Below are 16,934 nucleotides of genomic sequence, written 5' to 3' on the forward strand. Positions count from 1 at the left end.
GTGGCTCCCTCGGGATCGCGGTGCTGGGTCGGCCGGGTGGCTCCCGGTCCATGAGTCCCGGGGGTTGGGGACTCATGAAGGAGACAACGGGCGATCCGTGGCGGGAGTAACGCATCACGGGGAACCGAATCGAACCTTCCGCCGCACGGTGCCGCAACCGATCCGCGATCCGGCGCGCGGCGTCAACTCCGGTCGGCGGCACGACACTTCGACCGGTGAAGGGGCTCACGCAGCCCTTGACAGAGGGGTCGACAAATCAGGAAATCGGCGAATGAAACGGGTGGCTGAAAAGAGTCGGTCAGGAGTCTGCGGGGCCGGCCTGGTGCCGCGCCGGCTCGGGCTGCGGAATGTCCTGCGCGTACTCCGGGTGGTGCAGGTCGAACGCCGGCGCCTCCGAGCGGATCCGGGGCAGGGTGACGAAGTTGTGCCGGGGCGGCGGGCAGGAGGTCGCCCACTCCAGCGAGCGGCCCCAGCCCCAGGGGTCGTCCGTCTCCACCTTCACCCCGTACCGCGCGGTCTTCCAGACGTTGTACAGGAACGGCAGTGTCGACAGGCCGAGCAGGAAGGCGCCGATCGTGGAGACGGTGTTGAGCGCGGTGAAGCCGTCGGCGGCGAGGTAGTCGGCGTACCGGCGGGGCATCCCCTCCGCGCCCAGCCAGTGCTGCACCAGGAAGGTGGTGTGGAAGCCGGTGAACAGCGTCCAGAAGTGGATCTTGCCGAGCCGTTCGTCGAGCATCTTCCCGGTGAACTTGGGCCACCAGAAGGAGAAGCCGCCGAACACCGCGAAGACCACGGTGCCGAAGACGACGTAGTGGAAGTGCGCGACCACGAAGTACGAGTCCGTGACGTGGAAGTCCAGCGGCGGCGACGCCAGGATCACCCCGGTCAGCCCGCCGAAGAGGAAGGTCACCAGGAACCCGGCCGACCACAGCATCGGCGTCTCGAAGGACAGCGAACCCTTCAGCATCGTCCCGGTCCAGTTGAAGAACTTCACCCCGGTCGGCACCGCGATCAGGAACGACATCAGGGAGAAGTACGGCAGCAGCACCGCGCCGGTGGCGAACATGTGGTGCGCCCACACCACCACCGACAGCCCGGTGATCGCCATCGTGGCGCCGACCAGGGTCAGGTAGCCGAAGATCGGCTTGCGGCTGAAGACCGGGATGATCTCCGTGACGATCCCGAAGAACGGCAGCGCGATGATGTAGACCTCGGGGTGCCCGAAGAACCAGAACAGGTGCTGCCACAGCAGCGGCCCGCCGTTGGCCGCGTCGAAGACCCGCGCGCCGAAGCGCCGGTCGGCCTCCAGCACCAGCAGCGCGGCGGCCAGCACGGGGAACGCCAGCAGGATCAGGATCGACGTGAACAGCGTGTTCCACGTGAAGATCGGCATCCGGAACATCGTCATCCCGGGCGCGCGCATCCCGATGATGGTGGTGATGAAGTTGACCGCGCCCAGGATCGTGCCGAAGCCGGCCAGCGCCAGCCCCATGATCCACAGGTCCGGGCCGAGGCCGGGGGAGTAGGCGGTGCTGTTGAGCGGCGCGTAGGCGAACCAGCCGAACGCGGCCGGCCCCTCCGGCGCCAGCAGCGAGCCGAGCACGATCAGGCCGCCGAACAGGAACAGCCAGTACGACAGCATGTTCAGGCGCGGGAAGGCGACGTCCGGGGCACCGATCTGCAACGGCATCAGCTCGTTGGCGAAGCCCGCGAAGCTCGGCGTCGCGAACAGCAGCAGCATGATCGTGCCGTGCAGGGTGAACAGCTGGTCGAACTGCTCGTTGGAGACGATCTGCAGGCCCGGCCGGGCGAGTTCGGCGCGCATCAGCAGCGCCATCACTCCGCCGGCCAGGAAGAACCCGAACGCGGTGATCAGGTACAGGTGGCCGATCGTCTTGTGGTCGGTGGTGGAGAGCCAGTCGACGACCACGCGTCCGCGCCGGCGGCGGCCCGCCGCCGGCACCGCCGCGCGTGCGGTCTCGGTTCCCATCGCTCGCCCTCCACCTCTCGCGCCCGGGCCCGCGGCGGTCCGCGGCACGCGTACCCGCGGACCGCCGCCATGATGCGCGCGGGTGTACGCGCGGTGACAGGGGGCATACGGGGGTTCTGTGCCGAAGCGGTGAAATTCTCATGCTCTGTCAGCCGCTGGGACAGCATCGGGATTCGGCCGCGAATCGCGTCCGCTGACCCCCTCGGGAACGCGTCTGCCGACACAATCCGGCCGCTTTCGGGAAGTGTCGCGGTGACACGCGGGAATTGCGTTCGAATAGGCCGGGAAGGCGTACGGAACCGCTCGTCCGGGTGACGGAGTTCGCCGGAAGGCGGGGCGTGATCCTGTGACAGAAGTGTGACGCGGGAGAGCTGGGAGCCTTCGGTCGCGTGCCCGGCTTCCGTCCCCGGCGGATGCGGCCTAGCGTGGCCGCATGGCACCGATACCCACTCCGCACGCGGAGCCCCAGGACAGCCCCGACGGGTACGTCGGCCTCGACGCGGCCGGCGCCGAGCGGCTCGCCCGGGAGCGGGGGTGGGCGACCGTACGGTCGCTGCCGCCGGGCGCGATCATCACCATGGAGTACCGCGCGGGGCGGCTGAACTTCGAGGTCCGCGACGGCCGGGTGGCCCGCGCCTGGAAGGGCTGAGCGCCGGTCCGCGCGGCGCGGGAGTGGTGTGTGCGTACCGTTCCCGCGCCGCGCGGTGGCCGCTCAGCCCAGCGGCCGGGCGGCGGGAGCCGAATTGCGCGGGAGGCGGTCGGCGTGCGGCGGGCGGCGGCTGCCCACCGGGGTGAGCGGGGTGCGCTCCGAGCGGGTGGTGTGCGGTCCCGGGGCCAGGTGGGCCGGGGACCGGGGGGTGCGCGCCGGGGGCACCGAGGCGACCGGCTCGCGGGCCGGGTTCGGGTCGGTGCGGGCCGGGCGGGGCTTGAGCACCACCGGGGTGACCGGCACGGCGGACGTGGGGGCCGGGCGGCGCCGGCGCGCGCGCCAGCGGTCGCGAAGGTCGAACAGGCCGGTCTCGGCCCGGGCGATCAGCGGCTCGCACCAGGGCAGCGCGAGCATGATCAGCAGGCCCGCGGCCCAGCCCAGCAGCACGTCGCTCAGCCAGTGCGTACCGAGGTAGACGGTGGTGAGGCCGACGCCGAGCGAGGTGACGGCCGACAGCGCCGAAAGCCAGCGCCGGGCTCGCGGGGTGGAGGCCAGATATGCGAGGATTCCCCAGGTCACGACCGCGTTGGCGGTGTGGCCGCTGGGAAATATGTCCCCGCCCAGACCCATCTCGTTGGACCCGATCACGGTCGCGTAGTGCGGTCCGAGCCGTCCCATGCCGAGCTTGGCGGCGCCGACGGTGATGTTCAGCAGCAGCAGGGACGCGGCCAGGGTGAGCAGCGGGCGCACGGTGTGCTGCCGCCAGGAGCGCCAGCCGAGCCACGCCGAGACCATCACGGCGGTGGGGCCGCGCTGGCCGAGCACCACGTAGTAGTCGAGGAAGGCCTGGATCTGCGGCCACTGCTGGTACGGCCGGAAGAACATGACCTGCCAGTCGAGCCGGACCAGCCAGGACGTGGTGACCACGGCCCACACGATCGCCAGATAGAAAGCCAGGGTCGCGGAGAACAGCACGACCCTGTGGCGGCTCATCCTGGGCATATCGATGTGGGCCGGTCGTTCCGGCTCACGGTCCAGTCTGGCGAACACCCGGTCCAGACGACGGGTGAGGTTTCGTTCGGTACGCACCCAATCGACGGTACAGCCGGTGCGCTCTGTTCCCGGGCGAAACAGTGGGGTTGTGATGACGATGTGATGTGGGAAACCTCTCAGGCGTGCCCTGAATTCCGAGGATTCGGCAATCGGGGGCCGGCCCGTCCTGCAATTCCTTTGATCATGCCGGTGCCGGTTTTATCTCGCTTATGAATTCGTTCACCGAATCCTCGGGCGGAATTACCCGCGCGCTCACCGGCCGCCGGGGGCGGGGCGGGGGAGCGGGTCAGGGGGGACCCGAGCCGTTCAGCCAGAAGGCGCCGTAGAGCGCCGACGCCACGGCCAGGCCGGCGACGAGGGCCGCGCAGCGGGAGGTACGCAGCCGGGCCAGGGCCACGGCGAGCGGCAGCAGGACCGGGAAGGCGGGCATCAGCAGGCGGGGCTTGGAGCCGAAGTAGCTCGACGCGCACAGCGCCAGGGCGAGCACGACACCCGTGTACACCAGCAGCGCGAGCGGCTGGCGCTGCCGTACGCCGGTCAGGTACAGCGCGATCAGCAGACCGATCCCGGCGACCAGGCCCGCCCCGGCGAACGCCGACGGAAGCGAGCCGAACAGGTGGGCCACGAAGAGGGCGAAGGCGTGGCCGCCGTCGAAGCCGTTGCGCCATCCCGCCTGCACGTCGAGGTACCCGAGCGGCCCGCCGCCGGTCCGGTGGCCGACCCACAGGACGTAGGCGGCGGCGCCGAGGGGGGCGAGGAGCATGCCCAGGGCGCGGCGGACCCCGGGGGCGCCGGTGGTGAGCGGCAGGGCGTGCGCGGCGTCGAGTGCGCCTGGCGATGCGCGAACGCGCCGGTCCGGGGCGGCGCCCGCCGGGCCGGGGGCGCGTCCGCCGCCGTACGCGCCGTCCGCGCGGGCCGTGCTCCGATCCCGCACGAACGAGGCACAGGCCGCCGTCCACACCGCGGCGACCACCGCGAGCCCGACCGGCCGGGTCAGACCGGCCAGCGCCGCCAGCGCGCCCGCCGTCACCCAGCGGCCGCGCAGCACGGCGTACAGCGACCAGGCGGCCAGGGCCGTGAACAGCGACTCGCTGTACGCCATCGACTGCACGATCCCGACCGGCAGCGCCGCCCACAGCAGCACCGCGCACACCCCCGCCCGGCGCCCGTGCACCAGCTCGGCCACCGCGAAGATCCCGCAGGCCGCGGCGAGCGAGGCGAGCAGGCTGACCACCAGACCGGCGTCCGCGTACGACAGCGGCGTCAGCGCGTGCAGCAGCCGCTCAAGCCAGGGCAGCAGCGGGAAGAAGGCCAGGTCGGAGTGGACGTCACCGTCGGGCAGCCGCACCTCGTAGCCGTACCCGGCGCCGGCCACCCGCGCGTACCAGAGCGAGTCCCAGCGCGCCGTCAGCAGCGTGTGCGCGCTCGCGCCGCGCGCCGCGCTCCACCCGGCCAGCACCGCCAGGCCCAGGGCGCGGACGGCCGCGTAGCCCAGGACGGCCGGGACTGCCCGCCGCACCAGGGGGGCGTGCGGCGGGGCCGGGCGCGTCTGAAGATCGGTCACGGGCCGATTATCGACCGGGCCCGAAACCGCCCGGCACGCCGGGGCGCGGCCGGGAGCGGAACGCGTGGCGCACACCACACGGGCCGGACGAGGCGGGTGAGAGGTCCGCCACGTGGACGCGGAGCGAACTCGCGTACGCTGACGAGTCACTCGCGTGGCAGGCGCGTGCCGGGGACACCGCTCCTCCCCGGCCGTACGGCCGGGGAGTCCCCGCCGCGCCGGGCTGCCGCCCGCGAGGGTCCAACCGGGAGGTACACACATGTCCAGGACGACCACGGCCGCCGCGGGGCCGCGCCGTCGGGAGCCCGGGGCCGGTGCCGACCGCTGGGTCGTCCTCGTCGTCCTCTGCGTCAGCCTGCTGCTGGTCGCCCTCGACGCCACCGTGCTGCACGTCGCGGTGCCGGCCGTCACCGAGGACCTCAGGCCCGACGCGATGGGCCTGCTGTGGATCGTGGACGTCTACCCGCTGGTCTGCGCCTCGCTGCTGATTCTCTTCGGCACCCTCGGCGACCGGGTGGGCCGCCGCCGGGTCCTGCTGCTCGGCTACGCCCTCTTCGGCGTCGCCTCCGCCGTCGCCGCCTTCGCGCCGAGCACCGGGACGCTGATCCTCGCCCGCGCGCTGCTCGGCGCCGGCGGCGCGATGATCATGCCGGCCACCCTGTCGATCCTCCGGCAGGTCTTCCCCGACCGGCGCGAACGGGCGTTGGCGATCGGCATCTGGAGCGCGGTGGCCGCCGTCGGCGCCGCGGTCGGCCCGCTGCTCGGCGGGTTCCTGCTGGAGCACTTCTGGTGGGGCTCGGTCTTCCTGGTCAACATCCCGCTGATGCTGGTCAGCCTGCCGGTGGGCCGGTTCCTGCTGCCCGAGTCCCACGGGGACCGGGACGGCCCGTGGGACGTGGCCGGCGCCCTGATGGCGGCGGCCGGTCTGTTCGGTGCCGTCCTCGGTGTGAAGCGGCTCGGCGGCGGCGAACCGCCGGGCAGCCCGCTCACCGTGGTCCCGCTGCTGGCCGGCGCGGCGCTGCTGCTGCTCTTCGTACGGCGCCAGCGGCGGCGCCGGTACCCACTGGTCGACCTGCGGATGTTCGCCCGGCCGGCGTTCAGCACGGCGGTGGGCTGCATCGTGCTGGCGATGCTCGCGCTGGTCGGTCTCGAGCTGATCGCGGCGCAGTACCTCCAGCTGGTGCTGGGACTCTCGCCGCTCCAGACCGGCCTGCGGCTGCTGCCGCTGACGGTCGCGGCCATGGCGGCGGGGCTGGCGGGCGCCCGCCTGCTGCGCCGCTTCGGGCCGCGCCGGATGGTGTGCGCCGGGTTCTGCCTGACGGCCGCCGCGGTGCTGACGCTGACGGCGATGGGCGGCACGGACGACGCCGCCCTGCTGCTCGTGGGCTTCCTGCTGCTCGGCTTCGGCCTGGAGACCACGCTGTTCGGCGCCTACGAGTCGATGCTGAGCGAGGCGCCGGCCGAGCAGGCCGGCGGGGCCGCCGCGATCGGCGAGACCTCCTACCAGCTGGGCGCCGGCATCGGGATCGCGCTGCTCGGCAGCGTGATGAACGCGGCGTACGCGCCCCGGCTGGCCGGGGTGCCGGGCGTGCCGGCGCCGGCCTCGGCGGCGGCCGGGCATTCGCTGGGGGAGGCCTACGAGGTCGCCGGCCGGCTCGGCGGCGGCGCCGGAAGCGCGCTGCGCGACGCCGCGCGGGCCGCGTTCGTGCACGGGCTGCACGTCACCCTGCTGGTCAGCGCCGGGCTGCTGCTGCTCGGCGCGGTGCTGGCGCTGCGGCTGCCGCGGGTGATGCAGTGCGAGGCCGCGGCGGCGGAGGTCCCGGCCCCCCGGGAACCGCAGCGGTCCCACGTCACCGCCTGACCGGACGCCTGACCCGGACGCCTGACCGGTCCTGACCCGGACGCCGGACCGGACCCGACCCGGATGCCTGACGGGCTGGACGTGCGCCGCGGTCGGCCGTAGCGTCGCGATTAGCAGTGCTAGTTTTCAGTTGCCGGAGGGTGTCTGTGCCGAAGTCCGCGTCACCGAAGCTTCCCCCGTTCGACCCCGCCGACCCGCTCGGCATCGACGACCTGCTCGAGCCGGAGGACCTGGCCGTCCGGGACACCGTGCGCGCCTGGGCCGCCGACCGGGTGCTGCCGTACGTCGCCGAGTGGTACGAGAAGGGCGAGCTGCCCGTGATCAGGGAGCTGGCGAGGGAACTCGGCTCCCTCGGCGCGCTCGGCATGCCGCTCACCGGCTACGGGTGCGCCGGGGCGAGCGCCGTGCAGTACGGCCTGGCCTGCCTGGAGCTGGAGGCCGCCGACTCCGGCATCCGCTCCCTGGTCTCGGTGCAGGGCTCCCTCGCCATGTACGCCATTCACCGCTTCGGCAGCGAGGAGCAGCGCCGGCAGTGGCTGCCCGGGATGGCGGCCGGCGAGGTGATCGGGTGCTTCGGGCTGACCGAGCCCGACCACGGCTCCGACCCGGCCTCGATGCGGACCCACGCCCGGCGCGACGGCTCCGACTGGGTGCTGAACGGCCGCAAGATGTGGATCACCAACGGCTCCGTCGCCGGGGTCGCCGTCGTGTGGGCGCAGACCGGCGACGGCATCCGGGGCTTCGTCGTGCCCGCCGGCAGCCCGGGGTTCTCGGCGCCCGAGATCAGGCACAAGTGGTCGCTGCGCGCCTCCGTGACCAGCGAACTCGTCCTCGACGACGTCCGGCTGCCGGCCGACGCGGTGCTGCCGGAGGTCACCGGCCTGCGGGGGCCGCTCAGCTGTCTCTCGCACGCCCGGTACGGGATCGTGTGGGGTGCCATGGGCGCGGCCCGCTCGTCGTTCGAGGCCGCCGTGGAGTACGCGAGGACGCGGGAGCAGTTCGGGCGGCCCATCGGCGGCTTCCAGCTCACCCAGGCCAAACTCGCCGACATGGCGGTGGAACTGCACAAGGGGATCCTGCTCGCCCATCATCTGGGGCGGCGGATGGACGCCGGCCGCCTGCGTCCCGAGCAGGTCAGCTTCGGCAAGCTCAACAACGTGCGGGAGGCCATCGAGATCTGCCGCACGGCGCGGACGGTCCTCGGTGCCAACGGGATCTCCCTGGAGTACCCGGTGATGCGGCACGCGACGAACCTGGAGTCGGTGCTCACCTACGAGGGCACCGTCGAGATGCACCAGCTCGTGCTGGGCAAGGCGCTCACCGGGCTCGACGCCTTCCGGTAGACCCGGCGAACGGGTGGACCCGGCGAGCGGGCAGGGCCGGTGAGCGGCCCTGCCTCAGCTCTGGTTGAAGAAGCCGTCCGTGCGGTGCCCGGACGCCTCGCCGCTGATGATCTCCGTGTCGGCGGGGGTGAGCAGGAACACACGGTTGGACACCCGGTCGATCGAGCCGCGCAGGCCGAAGATGAGCCCCGCGGCGAAGTCCACGACGCGCTTGGCGTCGGCGGGCTCCATCGCCGTGAGGTTCATGATCACCGGCACGCCGTCCCGGAACAGCTCGCCGATGGCGCGGGCGTCCCGGAAGCTGTCCGGGGTGACCGTGCCGATCCGGCGGTCCTTCTCGTCGGCCGGTTCCGTGGCCACCTTCACCCGCGGGTCCGTGACCCAGGCGTCCCCGGACTCGGTGCCCTCGGTGTACTCGTCGTCGTAGTAGCGCTCGTCATCGTTGTCGTCGACGAGGCCGAGCCACGCACTCGCCTTGCGTACCGATCCCATGGACGCCTCCTCTCACAGCGGTCCTTCATGCTTTCCGCATCCCTATGGTCATCCATGATGCGGACGGCGTGCCAAGTGGATAGACGCCGTGCGGGGGGTTTGTGACGGTACTGGTGCACAGCAGATCCGTCGAGAGTCCTTGTGCCCCAAGGGTCGCAACTCATACGGCTGCTGACTGTGAGTGAAATATGATTGTCGGCGGCGTACGGGTGATGCACGGTGCGTACGGGTGAACGCCCGGGCTGCTACGAGCCGACAGTCGGCCGATACGACAGCGCGGCTCAACCCCGCCCGCGCGCCCGGTTGATGACCTGGGGGATGTCCTGGCGGCCGGTCCGGCGGCCGGTCCGGCGGACGGCCCGGACGCGCGACCGCCGCCGCATCCCGCGCGGTGGGCGCGGGATGCGACGGCGAGCCGGGGCGGGAGGGTGGAGGCGGAGCGGCGGGGGCGCTAGTCCTTGCGTTCCGGCGGGGAGATCCGGGACTCGTCGATGGCCGAGCCGGTGGTGCCCCACTTCGTGAGGATCCTGCGGTAGGTGCCGTCCGCGATCAGCTTGTTCACCGCGGCCCGGAAGGCGGGAGCCAGCCCGGTGCCCTTCTTGAAGGCGAAGCCGACGTCCAGGCGGTGGTACTCGCCGAGGAACTTCAGGCCCGGCTGGTGGGCGACCGCGTAGCGCAGGCCGTTGATGGTGGACATCACGACGTCGCTGCGGCCCTGCTGGACCGAGGACCAGATGGCGCTCTGCTCGGCGTAGGTCTGCACCCGGTAGGGCTTCTTGCCCGCCTGAGCGCACAGGTGCGCGTTCTCCTCCAGGGTGGCCTCGAAGGTGGTCCCGGCGCCGGTGGCGATGTTCAGGCCGCACAGCCGGCGCAGGTCGGTCACCTTGGACAGCTTGGTGTCCTCGCGGCCGGCGAAGCCCTGGCCGTCGTTGATGTAGGTGACGAAGTCGATGGTCCTGCGGCGCTCGTCGGTGACGCCGAAGTTGCTCGCGCCGAAGTCGTACTTGCCGCTGTCGAGGGCGGGCAGGATCGCCTCGAAGCCGGCCTGCTCGGTCTTGAGGGTGATGCCGAGGACCTTGGCGACGGCGTGCGCGAAGTCCACGTCCTGGCCGGTGAGGGTCTTGCCGTCGTCGAGGTAGGTGGTGCCGGGCGGGGTGCCGCCGACGCTGATGGCGACGGTGAGGCGGGTCACGCCCCGGGGCAGCAGCGCGGCGGCCGCGCTGTCCTTGTGGATCGCGGAGACGACGTCCGTGGTGGGGACCGCGCCGGCCGTGGCGCCGCCGGCACCCGCGGCGCGGACGGAGTCGTCCGGGCCCGTGCCGCACGCCGTGAGGAGCAGGGTCGCCGAGGTGATCAGGACGAAGGGCGCGAAGAGTCGGTCGCGGGTACGCGGGGGCGTGCGCATCTGTGCGGTCTCCTGAGGCGGACGGGGTGGGGGAACGCGAGGGGAGGGAGGGGAGGGGTGCGCGTGTGAAGGCGGAGGAGCACCGGAGAACCGGGAGACGCCTGGAACCGCCTGGCCGGCCGGTGGGGCAGAGGGGGACCGGGAAGGCGGGAGGAGCGGGGTGCGGGAGCGGACCGACGGGCCGTCAGGTGCGGACCGGACGCCGGTCAGGTGCGGGTGGGGCGCCGATCGAACACCGGCCGCGGGACGACCGTCACGACGACCGGCGAGGACCGGACGGCGATCGGGCGGGAACCCGGCGGGGGAACGGAAAGGGCGCGGAGGCGCTCCGCCCGGTGCGGGACCGGGGCGCGCAGTGGGTCAGCTCAACAGGAGGACGACCACACGCGACCGAAGTCGATGTGGGAGCGCGTGACCAGGCACTGCTGTGGATGCATGGGCCAAGTGGAACAGGCATACGAGTCCGCGTCAACCGACGTGAGATGTGCGGCTCACATCCTGGACAGCCTTGACAGCACGGGGAAATGGCGCCGTAGAGTCGGTGGACGGCCCTGCTGAGGGGCTCGGCCGTACCGCGCCGCACGGCGCGCCCGTGTGAAGGCACCCACCCGTGTTCGACCGTCCCCACGGTCCGGCTCCGCCCGGCCGGGGGACCCCACCACGGAGCCTTCCATGTCCTCCGACACCCTCACCCAGGCCTCTTCCGCACCGGGCGTCCCGGAGCGCGCGGCCACCCCGCGCATCGTTCCGCAGCGCCGGTACGGCCAGTGGGCCGCGGCCGTCGTCGTCCTCGTCCTGCTCGCTCTCGCCGTCACCTCCGTGGTGCGCAACAAGGCGTTCCAATGGGGCGTCGTCGCCGACTACTTCACCTCGGACTCCGTCCTGCGCGGACTGTGGCTCACGCTGTGGCTCACCGCGGTCGTCATGGTCCTGGGCTTCGCGCTGGGCACGGTGCTCGCCGCCTGCCGGCTCTCCGCCAACCCCGTGCTGCGCGCCGTCAGCTGGGGCTACGTCTGGCTGTTCCGCTCGATCCCGATCCTGGTGCAGCTGCTGCTGTGGTTCAACATCGGCGCCCTGTACCCGCAGGTCTTCGGGGTGCGGACGGTGGACCTGCTCAGCCCCGTCGCCGTCGCGGTCGTCGGACTCACCCTCCACGAGGCCGCGTACGCCGCCGAGGTCGTCCGGGGCGGCATCCTCTCCGTCGACCGGGGGCAGACCGAGGCCGCCCAGGCGCTCGGGCTGAGCCGCTGGCAGCGCGGCCGGCTCGTCCTGCTGCCGCAGGCGATGCGCACCATCGTGCCGCCCGCCGGGAACATGCTGATCGGCACCCTCAAGGGGACCTCGATCGTCAGCGTCATCGCCGTCAACGACCTGCTGTTCTCCGCCCAGTTGATCTACCACCGCACCTACCAGGTGATCCCGCTGCTGATGGTGGCCACCCTCTGGTACACCGTCGTCACCACGGTGCTCGGCGTCGCCCAGCACTACGTCGAGAAGCACTACGCGCGCGGAACGGGGCGGGCGCGATGAGCGCGACCAGATTCCAGCTGGTGATCGTGGGCGCCGGACCGCGCGGTACCGGTCTGCTGGAGCGCCTCGGCGCCAACGCGGCCGAGCTGTACGGCGGCCAGGGACTCGACATCCACCTGGTCGACCCCCACCCGCCGGGCGCCGGACGCATCTGGCGCGAGCGGCAGTCGCCGCTGCTGTGGATGAACTCCCACGCCGAGGACGTCACCATGTTCACCGACGAGTCGGTGACCATGGCGGGCCCGGTGCGCGAGGGTCCCACCCTGCACGAATGGGCGGGCGTGGACGGCCGCACCTTCGCCGACCGGCAGCTCCAGGGCCGCTATCTGCGCTGGGTGTACGACCGGGCCGTCGAAGCCCTGCCGCCGGACGTCACCGTCCACCACCACCCCCGGCGGGCGCTGCGGGTGAGCGGTCCGCGCGACGGACGCCAGCAGGTCTGGCTGGAGGGCGCCGCGGACCCGCTGACCGCCGACCTCGTCGTGCTCGCCCTCGGCCACCTCGACGCCGAACTCGACCCCGCGCAGGCCGAACTGGCCGCCTACGCCCGCACCCACGGGCTGGTCCACCTGCCGCCCGACTTCACCGCCGACAGCGACCTGTCCGCGCTGCGGGCCGGCGAGCCCGTCCTGGTCCGGGGCTTCGGGCTGGCCTTCGTCGACCTGATGGTGCTGCTCACCGAGGGACGGGGCGGACGCCACGACGGCGACACCTACGTCCCCTCGGGCCGGGAGCCGGTGCTGTACGTGGGCTCGCGGCGCGGAGTGCCGTACCACTCGAAGATCGGCTACGACTGGACCGGCCCGCGGCCCGGACTGCCCCGTTTCTTCGGCCCCGCCGAGACCGCGGAGCTGCTGGCCCGGCCGGACGGGTTCGACTTCCGGCGCGACGTCTGGCCGCTGGTGGTGAAGGAGCTGGGATTCGCCCACTACCAGCGGCTGTTCAGCGCCCACCCGGAGCGGACCGCGGTCGCCTGGGCCGACTTCGAGGAGAAGTACGCCGCCGCCGACGGCCCCGCCGAGACCGGGGCCCTCGTCGCCGCCGCCGTACCCGACCCGGCGGACCGGCTGGACCTCGCGGCGCTCGACCGCCCCCTGGACGGGGTGCGGTACGCCTCGCACGAGGAGTTCCAGGACGGGCTGCGCGCCTACGTCGACGCCGATCTGCGCCGCCGCCACGATCCGCGGCACAGCGCCGACCTCGGGGTGTTCCTCGGGCTGCTGTCGGTCTACGGGCAGCTGGTGCGGCTCGGCGACATCGGCCCGTGGTGGCACGGCTTCTTCAGCTACCTGGCGTCCGGGCCGCCGGGACCCCGGCTGCGGCAGATGCTCGCGCTGTCCCGGGCGGGTGTGCTGAGGTTCGTCGGCGCGGACATGACCGTCACCGCGGCGGACGGGGAGTTCCGGGCGACCAGCCCGACCGTGCCCGGCTTCTCGGTCGCGGCCCGGGCGCTGGTCGAGGCGCGGCTGCCCGAACCCACCGTCGGCCGGGCCCGCGACGGGCTGCTGCGCGCCCTGCACGCCGAGGGCGCCGCCGAGACGCCCGACGGGCTGCTGCGGGTCGACCCCGGTGACGGGCGGGTCCTGGACCGGGACGGGCGCCCGCATCCGCGGCGCTTCGCGATCGGCCCGTACACCGACGGCCGTACCCCCGGGGCCTTCACCCGGCCGCGCACCGGGGGGCCCGCGTTCCGGCAGAACGACGCCACCGCCCGGGCAGTGCTGACCTTCCTGCGGGAACGGGGTGCCGGTGCGGGCGCGTGAGCGGGCCCGCTCACGCGCCGGCCGAAAGGCCCCGGGTCCGTACCTCCCACGAAAGGTTTCCGCTGATGAGCGCACCCCACGGCCGGGGGCTGCTGCACCTGGCCGCCGCCGTCGACCGGCGGGCGGCACAGGGCGCCGGGTCCCTGGTCGAGCTGGCCCGGCTCGCCGAGAGCGGCGGACTGGACTTCGTCACGATCGGCGACGCCCGCGCGCGTCCCGGGGCCGACGCGGCCGCCGCGCTGTCCGAGGTGGCCGCCGCCACTCGGCGGATCGGCCTGGTCCCCGCCCTCCCGGCGACCGGCGACGCCCCCGCCCGCCCACCGGAGACCGCACCCGGCCCCGGCCCCGGCCACCTGCCGGCGGCCGCCGCCGGGCCCGTGCGGGCCCTGACCACCGGTGCCGCGACCGCGGCCCTGACGACCACCGGCCCCGGGCCCGCGTCCACCCCGGCCGCCTTCACCGGACCCGGGCCCGGTCCGGCCTCCGGTGCCGCGTCCGCCCGGCTGCCGGCCGCCGTCGCCGCCGTCGAGCGGGCCGGTCCCGGCCGGGCCGGCCTGTTCACCGGGGACGCCTCGCTCCTGGCCTCGCCCGCGCGGGGCCGGCTGGCGCGGGTCGTCGACGCCACCGAGCCGGCCGACCGGCCGACCGCGGCCCGGTACGCCGAGGTCGCCCTGGTCCGCGCCGCGCACCCCGACGAGGCCGCCGCCGTACGGGACGAACTGCGCGCCCGCGCGGCCCGCTCCGGGCGCGCCACGGGCAGTCCGCTGGTGCTGGTGAGCCTGGCCGTCGACCTCGGTGACGGCGAGTACGCGGCGGAGCGCGGACACGGCGGGGGCGGCCCCCGGCGGACCGCGCGGGGCCCGCTGTACCGGGGCGGCCCCGTCGACCTCGCGGAGCTGATCGCCGCCTGGCACGCGGAGGGCGCCGCCGACGGCTTCCACCTGGTCCCGGTCGAGCCGCCGCGCGATCTGGAGCGGCTGGTCAACGGCACGGTGGCGCTGCTCCAGCACCGCGGCCTGTTCCGCACCTTCTACCCCGGCAGCACCCTGCGCGAGCACCTGGGCCTGGCCGGAATACCGGCACCCCGCGCCGCGCTCCCTTCGCGACCCCCCGAACCGGCACCCGAGAGGAACGACATCATGACGACGGACCCGTCCGGCGCGTGGAAGCAGTGGCACCAGCACCGGGAGGAGTCGGTCTCGGCGCCCTACGGGCCGCTCGCGCTGACCGGCACCCACTGGATCGAGGACTATCCGGAGGGGCGACTTCCGGACATCCCCGGGACCTGGTCCCTCGACGGTGACGCGGTCGTGCTCACCGCCGGCCCGGACGACGGCCTGACCGTGGACGGGCGGCCCCTCTCCGGCGAGGTGCGTCTCGGCGCCGACCAGGGGCCCGAGGCCGAGGCCCGGGTCGCGCTCGGCGAGCGCCGGCTGGTCGTGCTGGTCCGCGAGGGCGTCTGGGGGGTGCGGGACTACGACCCGGACGCCAGGGCCCGCCGCCGCTTCCGGGGCATCGACGCCACTCCCTACGACCCGCGCTGGTCGGTGCCGGGACGGTTCACCCCGTACGACGGCCCGCGCACGGTGCGGGTCGGCAACGCGGACGGCCGCGAGCGCGGGCTCGGCCTCGCCGGGGAACTCGCCTTCACGGTGGCCGGGCGGCGGCTGACGCTCCAGGTCGCGCGACTGGGCGACGGCCGGCTCTGGGCGGTGTTCGCCGACGCCACCAGCGGTGACACGAGCTACCGCTTCCGGTTCCTCAACCCGGACGCCCCGGACGCCGACGGCCGTACGACCGTGGACCTCAACCGCGCCGTGCTGCCGCCCTGCGCGTTCTCCGACCACTTCATCTGCCCCTTCCCGCCGCCCGGGAACACGCTGGACATCGCGGTCGAAGCGGGGGAGCGGGCACTGCGCTGACCACCTGAGCACTGCCCCGATCACTGTGCCGATCACTGCGCTGATCGGGGCCAGCAAGCGCCCGGGGAGCTGGGGAGGGGGCCGCAGCGGGCAAGGGTGGTTCAACGGTTGACGGCCGAAAGGCGCCCTTGCGCCGACCGGCCGTTCGGCCGAATACTCCCCCTCAGCGCTTGTCAGGGGCATGCAGGTTCGGGCAACGAACCAGCCCCCGGCTGCGCCTCACGGGCCCCGACCCCACGCGGGCCCCCGACTTCCCCTGGGAGGGAACGACACGTGAGGATCAAGCGCACCACCCCACGCAACGGTCTCGCGAGACGGACCCGGCTGATCGCCGTGGCCACCGGACTCATGGCCGCGGCCGCGTTCGCCGCCCCCACCGCGAACGCCAGTGACGCCCAGACGTTCAGCGCCACCCAGCTGACCACGGCCAGCGACTCCGTCCGCAGTGCCGACATCCCCGGCACCGCCTGGGCGGTCGACAGCAGGACCAACCGCGTGGTCGTCACCGTGGACAGCACGGTGTCGGCGTCCGAGATCGCCAGGATCAAGCAGCAGGCGGGCACCAACTCGGGTGCGCTCACCATCAAGCACACGCCCGGCCGGTTCCAGAAGCTGATCACCGGCGGCGACGCCATCTACGGCGGCTCCTACCGCTGCTCCCTCGGCTTCAACGTGCACAGCGGGAGCACCTACTACTTCCTCACCGCCGGCCACTGCGGCGAGGTCGCCTCCACCTGGTACAGCAACTCCAGCCACACCACGGTGCTGGGCACCAACGTCGGTTACAGCTTCCCGGGCAACGACTTCGCCCTGGTGCGCTACACCAACAGCTCCATCGCGCACCCGAGCGCGGTGGGCAGCCAGACCATCAGCAGCGCGGCCACCCCGTCGGTCGGTACGACCGTCTACCGCCGCGGCTCCACCACCGGCACGCACAGCGGCCGGGTCACGGCGCTGAACGCCACCGTCAACTACGGCGGCGGTGACGTCGTCTCCGGCCTGATCCAGACCACGGTCTGCGCGGAGGGCGGCGACAGCGGCGGCCCGCTCTACGGCGGGTCGGTGGCCTACGGGCTGACCTCCGGCGGCAGCGGCAACTGCTCCTCCGGCGGCACGACCTTCTTCCAGCCGGTCACCGAGGCGCTGAGCTACTACGGAGTGACCCTGCCCTGACGGGCCCGCTCCGCCGGAGCCCCCGCACGCGATCCGCGTGCGGGGGCTCCGTCATGTCCCGTGTTCACGGTGTTCACGCAGGTGGGAAGAGGTCCGGGAGGTGCCGGGAAGGCGCCTGGGGGGCGCCCGGGAGCTTGTCGCACGCGTGTTCGAGAATGGAGGTATGGTGGGTGAGCGAGTAGGGAACTG

Annotated in this window: 12 protein-coding genes and 1 pseudogene; 8 read left to right on the plus strand and 5 right to left on the minus strand. The window is 73.3% G+C overall.

The window, feature by feature from the left end; all coding sequences use genetic code 11:
• Nucleotides 1-298: 298 nt before the first annotated feature.
• Nucleotides 299-1,990: an aa3-type cytochrome oxidase subunit I gene (ctaD, locus tag ACZ6CZ_RS22900; protein WP_469024128.1), complete on the minus strand. Its 1,692-nt coding sequence runs from the start codon at nt 1,988-1,990 to the stop codon at nt 299-301.
• Between the two features lie 433 nt (nt 1,991-2,423).
• Here ctaD and ACZ6CZ_RS22905 point away from each other — a divergent pair, with 433 nt between their 5' ends.
• Nucleotides 2,424-2,639 carry an I78 family peptidase inhibitor gene (locus ACZ6CZ_RS22905; RefSeq protein WP_469024131.1) on the plus strand — a complete coding sequence of 72 codons (216 nt, stop codon included), beginning with the start codon at nt 2,424-2,426 and terminating at the stop codon, nt 2,637-2,639.
• A gap of 63 nt (nt 2,640-2,702) precedes the next feature.
• Here the strand turns inward: ACZ6CZ_RS22905 and ACZ6CZ_RS22910 are convergent, their stop codons facing one another.
• Both ACZ6CZ_RS22910 and ACZ6CZ_RS22915 read right to left on the minus strand, forming a co-directional pair.
• The gene (locus ACZ6CZ_RS22910) at nt 2,703-3,728 is read right to left on the minus strand and encodes a phosphatase PAP2 family protein (protein WP_469024134.1); all 1,026 of its coding nucleotides are present in this window, start codon (nt 3,726-3,728) and stop codon (nt 2,703-2,705) included.
• 250 nt (nt 3,729-3,978) lie between these two features.
• Nucleotides 3,979-5,256 carry a mannosyltransferase family protein gene (locus ACZ6CZ_RS22915; protein WP_469024136.1) on the minus strand — a complete coding sequence of 426 codons (1,278 nt, stop codon included), beginning with the start codon at nt 5,254-5,256 and terminating at the stop codon, nt 3,979-3,981.
• Between the two features lie 259 nt (nt 5,257-5,515).
• On the opposite strand from ACZ6CZ_RS22915, the gene ACZ6CZ_RS22920 reads away from it, so the two are divergent.
• Entirely contained in the window at nt 5,516-7,117 is a 1,602-nt protein-coding gene (locus tag ACZ6CZ_RS22920; RefSeq protein WP_469024139.1) for an MFS transporter, read from the plus strand.
• Nucleotides 7,118-7,263: 146 nt separating this feature from the next.
• Nucleotides 7,264-8,460, plus strand: coding sequence for an acyl-CoA dehydrogenase family protein (locus ACZ6CZ_RS22925; RefSeq protein ID WP_469024142.1), 1,197 nt, complete (start codon nt 7,264-7,266; stop codon nt 8,458-8,460).
• A 54-nt stretch (nt 8,461-8,514) separates the two neighbouring features.
• Here the strand turns inward: ACZ6CZ_RS22925 and ACZ6CZ_RS22930 are convergent, their stop codons facing one another.
• Both ACZ6CZ_RS22930 and ACZ6CZ_RS22935 read right to left on the minus strand, forming a co-directional pair.
• Nucleotides 8,515-8,952 carry a cell division protein SepF gene (locus ACZ6CZ_RS22930; RefSeq protein ID WP_469024144.1) on the minus strand — a complete coding sequence of 146 codons (438 nt, stop codon included), beginning with the start codon at nt 8,950-8,952 and terminating at the stop codon, nt 8,515-8,517.
• 451 nt (nt 8,953-9,403) lie between these two features.
• On the minus strand, nt 9,404-10,357 hold the full coding sequence (locus tag ACZ6CZ_RS22935) for an ABC transporter substrate-binding protein (protein WP_469024147.1): 954 nt from the start codon (nt 10,355-10,357) through the stop codon (nt 9,404-9,406).
• A 672-nt stretch (nt 10,358-11,029) separates the two neighbouring features.
• Between ACZ6CZ_RS22935 and ACZ6CZ_RS22940 the strand changes: the two genes are divergently transcribed.
• The 5 genes and pseudogenes from ACZ6CZ_RS22940 to ACZ6CZ_RS22960 all read left to right on the plus strand — a co-directional run bounded on the left by ACZ6CZ_RS22940 (nt 11,030) and on the right by ACZ6CZ_RS22960 (nt 16,745).
• Nucleotides 11,030-11,887 carry an amino acid ABC transporter permease gene (locus ACZ6CZ_RS22940; protein WP_469024149.1) on the plus strand — a complete coding sequence of 286 codons (858 nt, stop codon included), beginning with the start codon at nt 11,030-11,032 and terminating at the stop codon, nt 11,885-11,887.
• A complete protein-coding gene (locus ACZ6CZ_RS22945; RefSeq protein ID WP_469024151.1) occupies nt 11,884-13,650 on the plus strand; it encodes an FAD/NAD(P)-binding protein in 1,767 nt (588 codons plus the stop codon). Before ACZ6CZ_RS22940 ends, ACZ6CZ_RS22945 begins: the two co-directional genes overlap by 4 nt.
• Nucleotides 13,651-13,715: 65 nt before the next feature.
• A pseudogene (locus ACZ6CZ_RS22950) lies at nt 13,716-14,732 on the plus strand (LLM class flavin-dependent oxidoreductase); the annotation flags it as partial.
• A 57-nt stretch (nt 14,733-14,789) separates the two neighbouring features.
• The gene (locus ACZ6CZ_RS22955; RefSeq protein WP_469024651.1) at nt 14,790-15,572 is read left to right on the plus strand and encodes a DUF1684 domain-containing protein; all 783 of its coding nucleotides are present in this window, start codon (nt 14,790-14,792) and stop codon (nt 15,570-15,572) included.
• Between the two features lie 273 nt (nt 15,573-15,845).
• A complete protein-coding gene (locus ACZ6CZ_RS22960) occupies nt 15,846-16,745 on the plus strand; it encodes a S1 family peptidase (RefSeq protein WP_469024154.1) in 900 nt (299 codons plus the stop codon).
• Nucleotides 16,746-16,934: the final 189 nt, after the last annotated feature.

Source organism: Streptomyces sp. NPDC041135, assembly GCF_055592085.1.

What these genes read in the sequence shown, in the direction of transcription:
- ctaD (WP_469024128.1), bottom strand. Translation starts at nt 1,990, where the DNA reads ATGGGAACCGAGACCGCACGCGCGGCGGTGCCGGCGGCGGGCCGCCGC.
- ACZ6CZ_RS22905 (WP_469024131.1), top strand. Translation starts at nt 2,424, where the DNA reads ATGGCACCGATACCCACTCCGCACGCGGAGCCCCAGGACAGCCCCGAC.
- ACZ6CZ_RS22920 (WP_469024139.1), top strand. Translation starts at nt 5,516, where the DNA reads ATGTCCAGGACGACCACGGCCGCCGCGGGGCCGCGCCGTCGGGAGCCC.
- ACZ6CZ_RS22930 (WP_469024144.1), bottom strand. Translation starts at nt 8,952, where the DNA reads ATGGGATCGGTACGCAAGGCGAGTGCGTGGCTCGGCCTCGTCGACGAC.
- ACZ6CZ_RS22935 (WP_469024147.1), bottom strand. Translation starts at nt 10,357, where the DNA reads ATGCGCACGCCCCCGCGTACCCGCGACCGACTCTTCGCGCCCTTCGTC.
- ACZ6CZ_RS22940 (WP_469024149.1), top strand. Translation starts at nt 11,030, where the DNA reads ATGTCCTCCGACACCCTCACCCAGGCCTCTTCCGCACCGGGCGTCCCG.
- ACZ6CZ_RS22945 (WP_469024151.1), top strand. Translation starts at nt 11,884, where the DNA reads ATGAGCGCGACCAGATTCCAGCTGGTGATCGTGGGCGCCGGACCGCGC.
- ACZ6CZ_RS22955 (WP_469024651.1), top strand. Translation starts at nt 14,790, where the DNA reads ATGACGACGGACCCGTCCGGCGCGTGGAAGCAGTGGCACCAGCACCGG.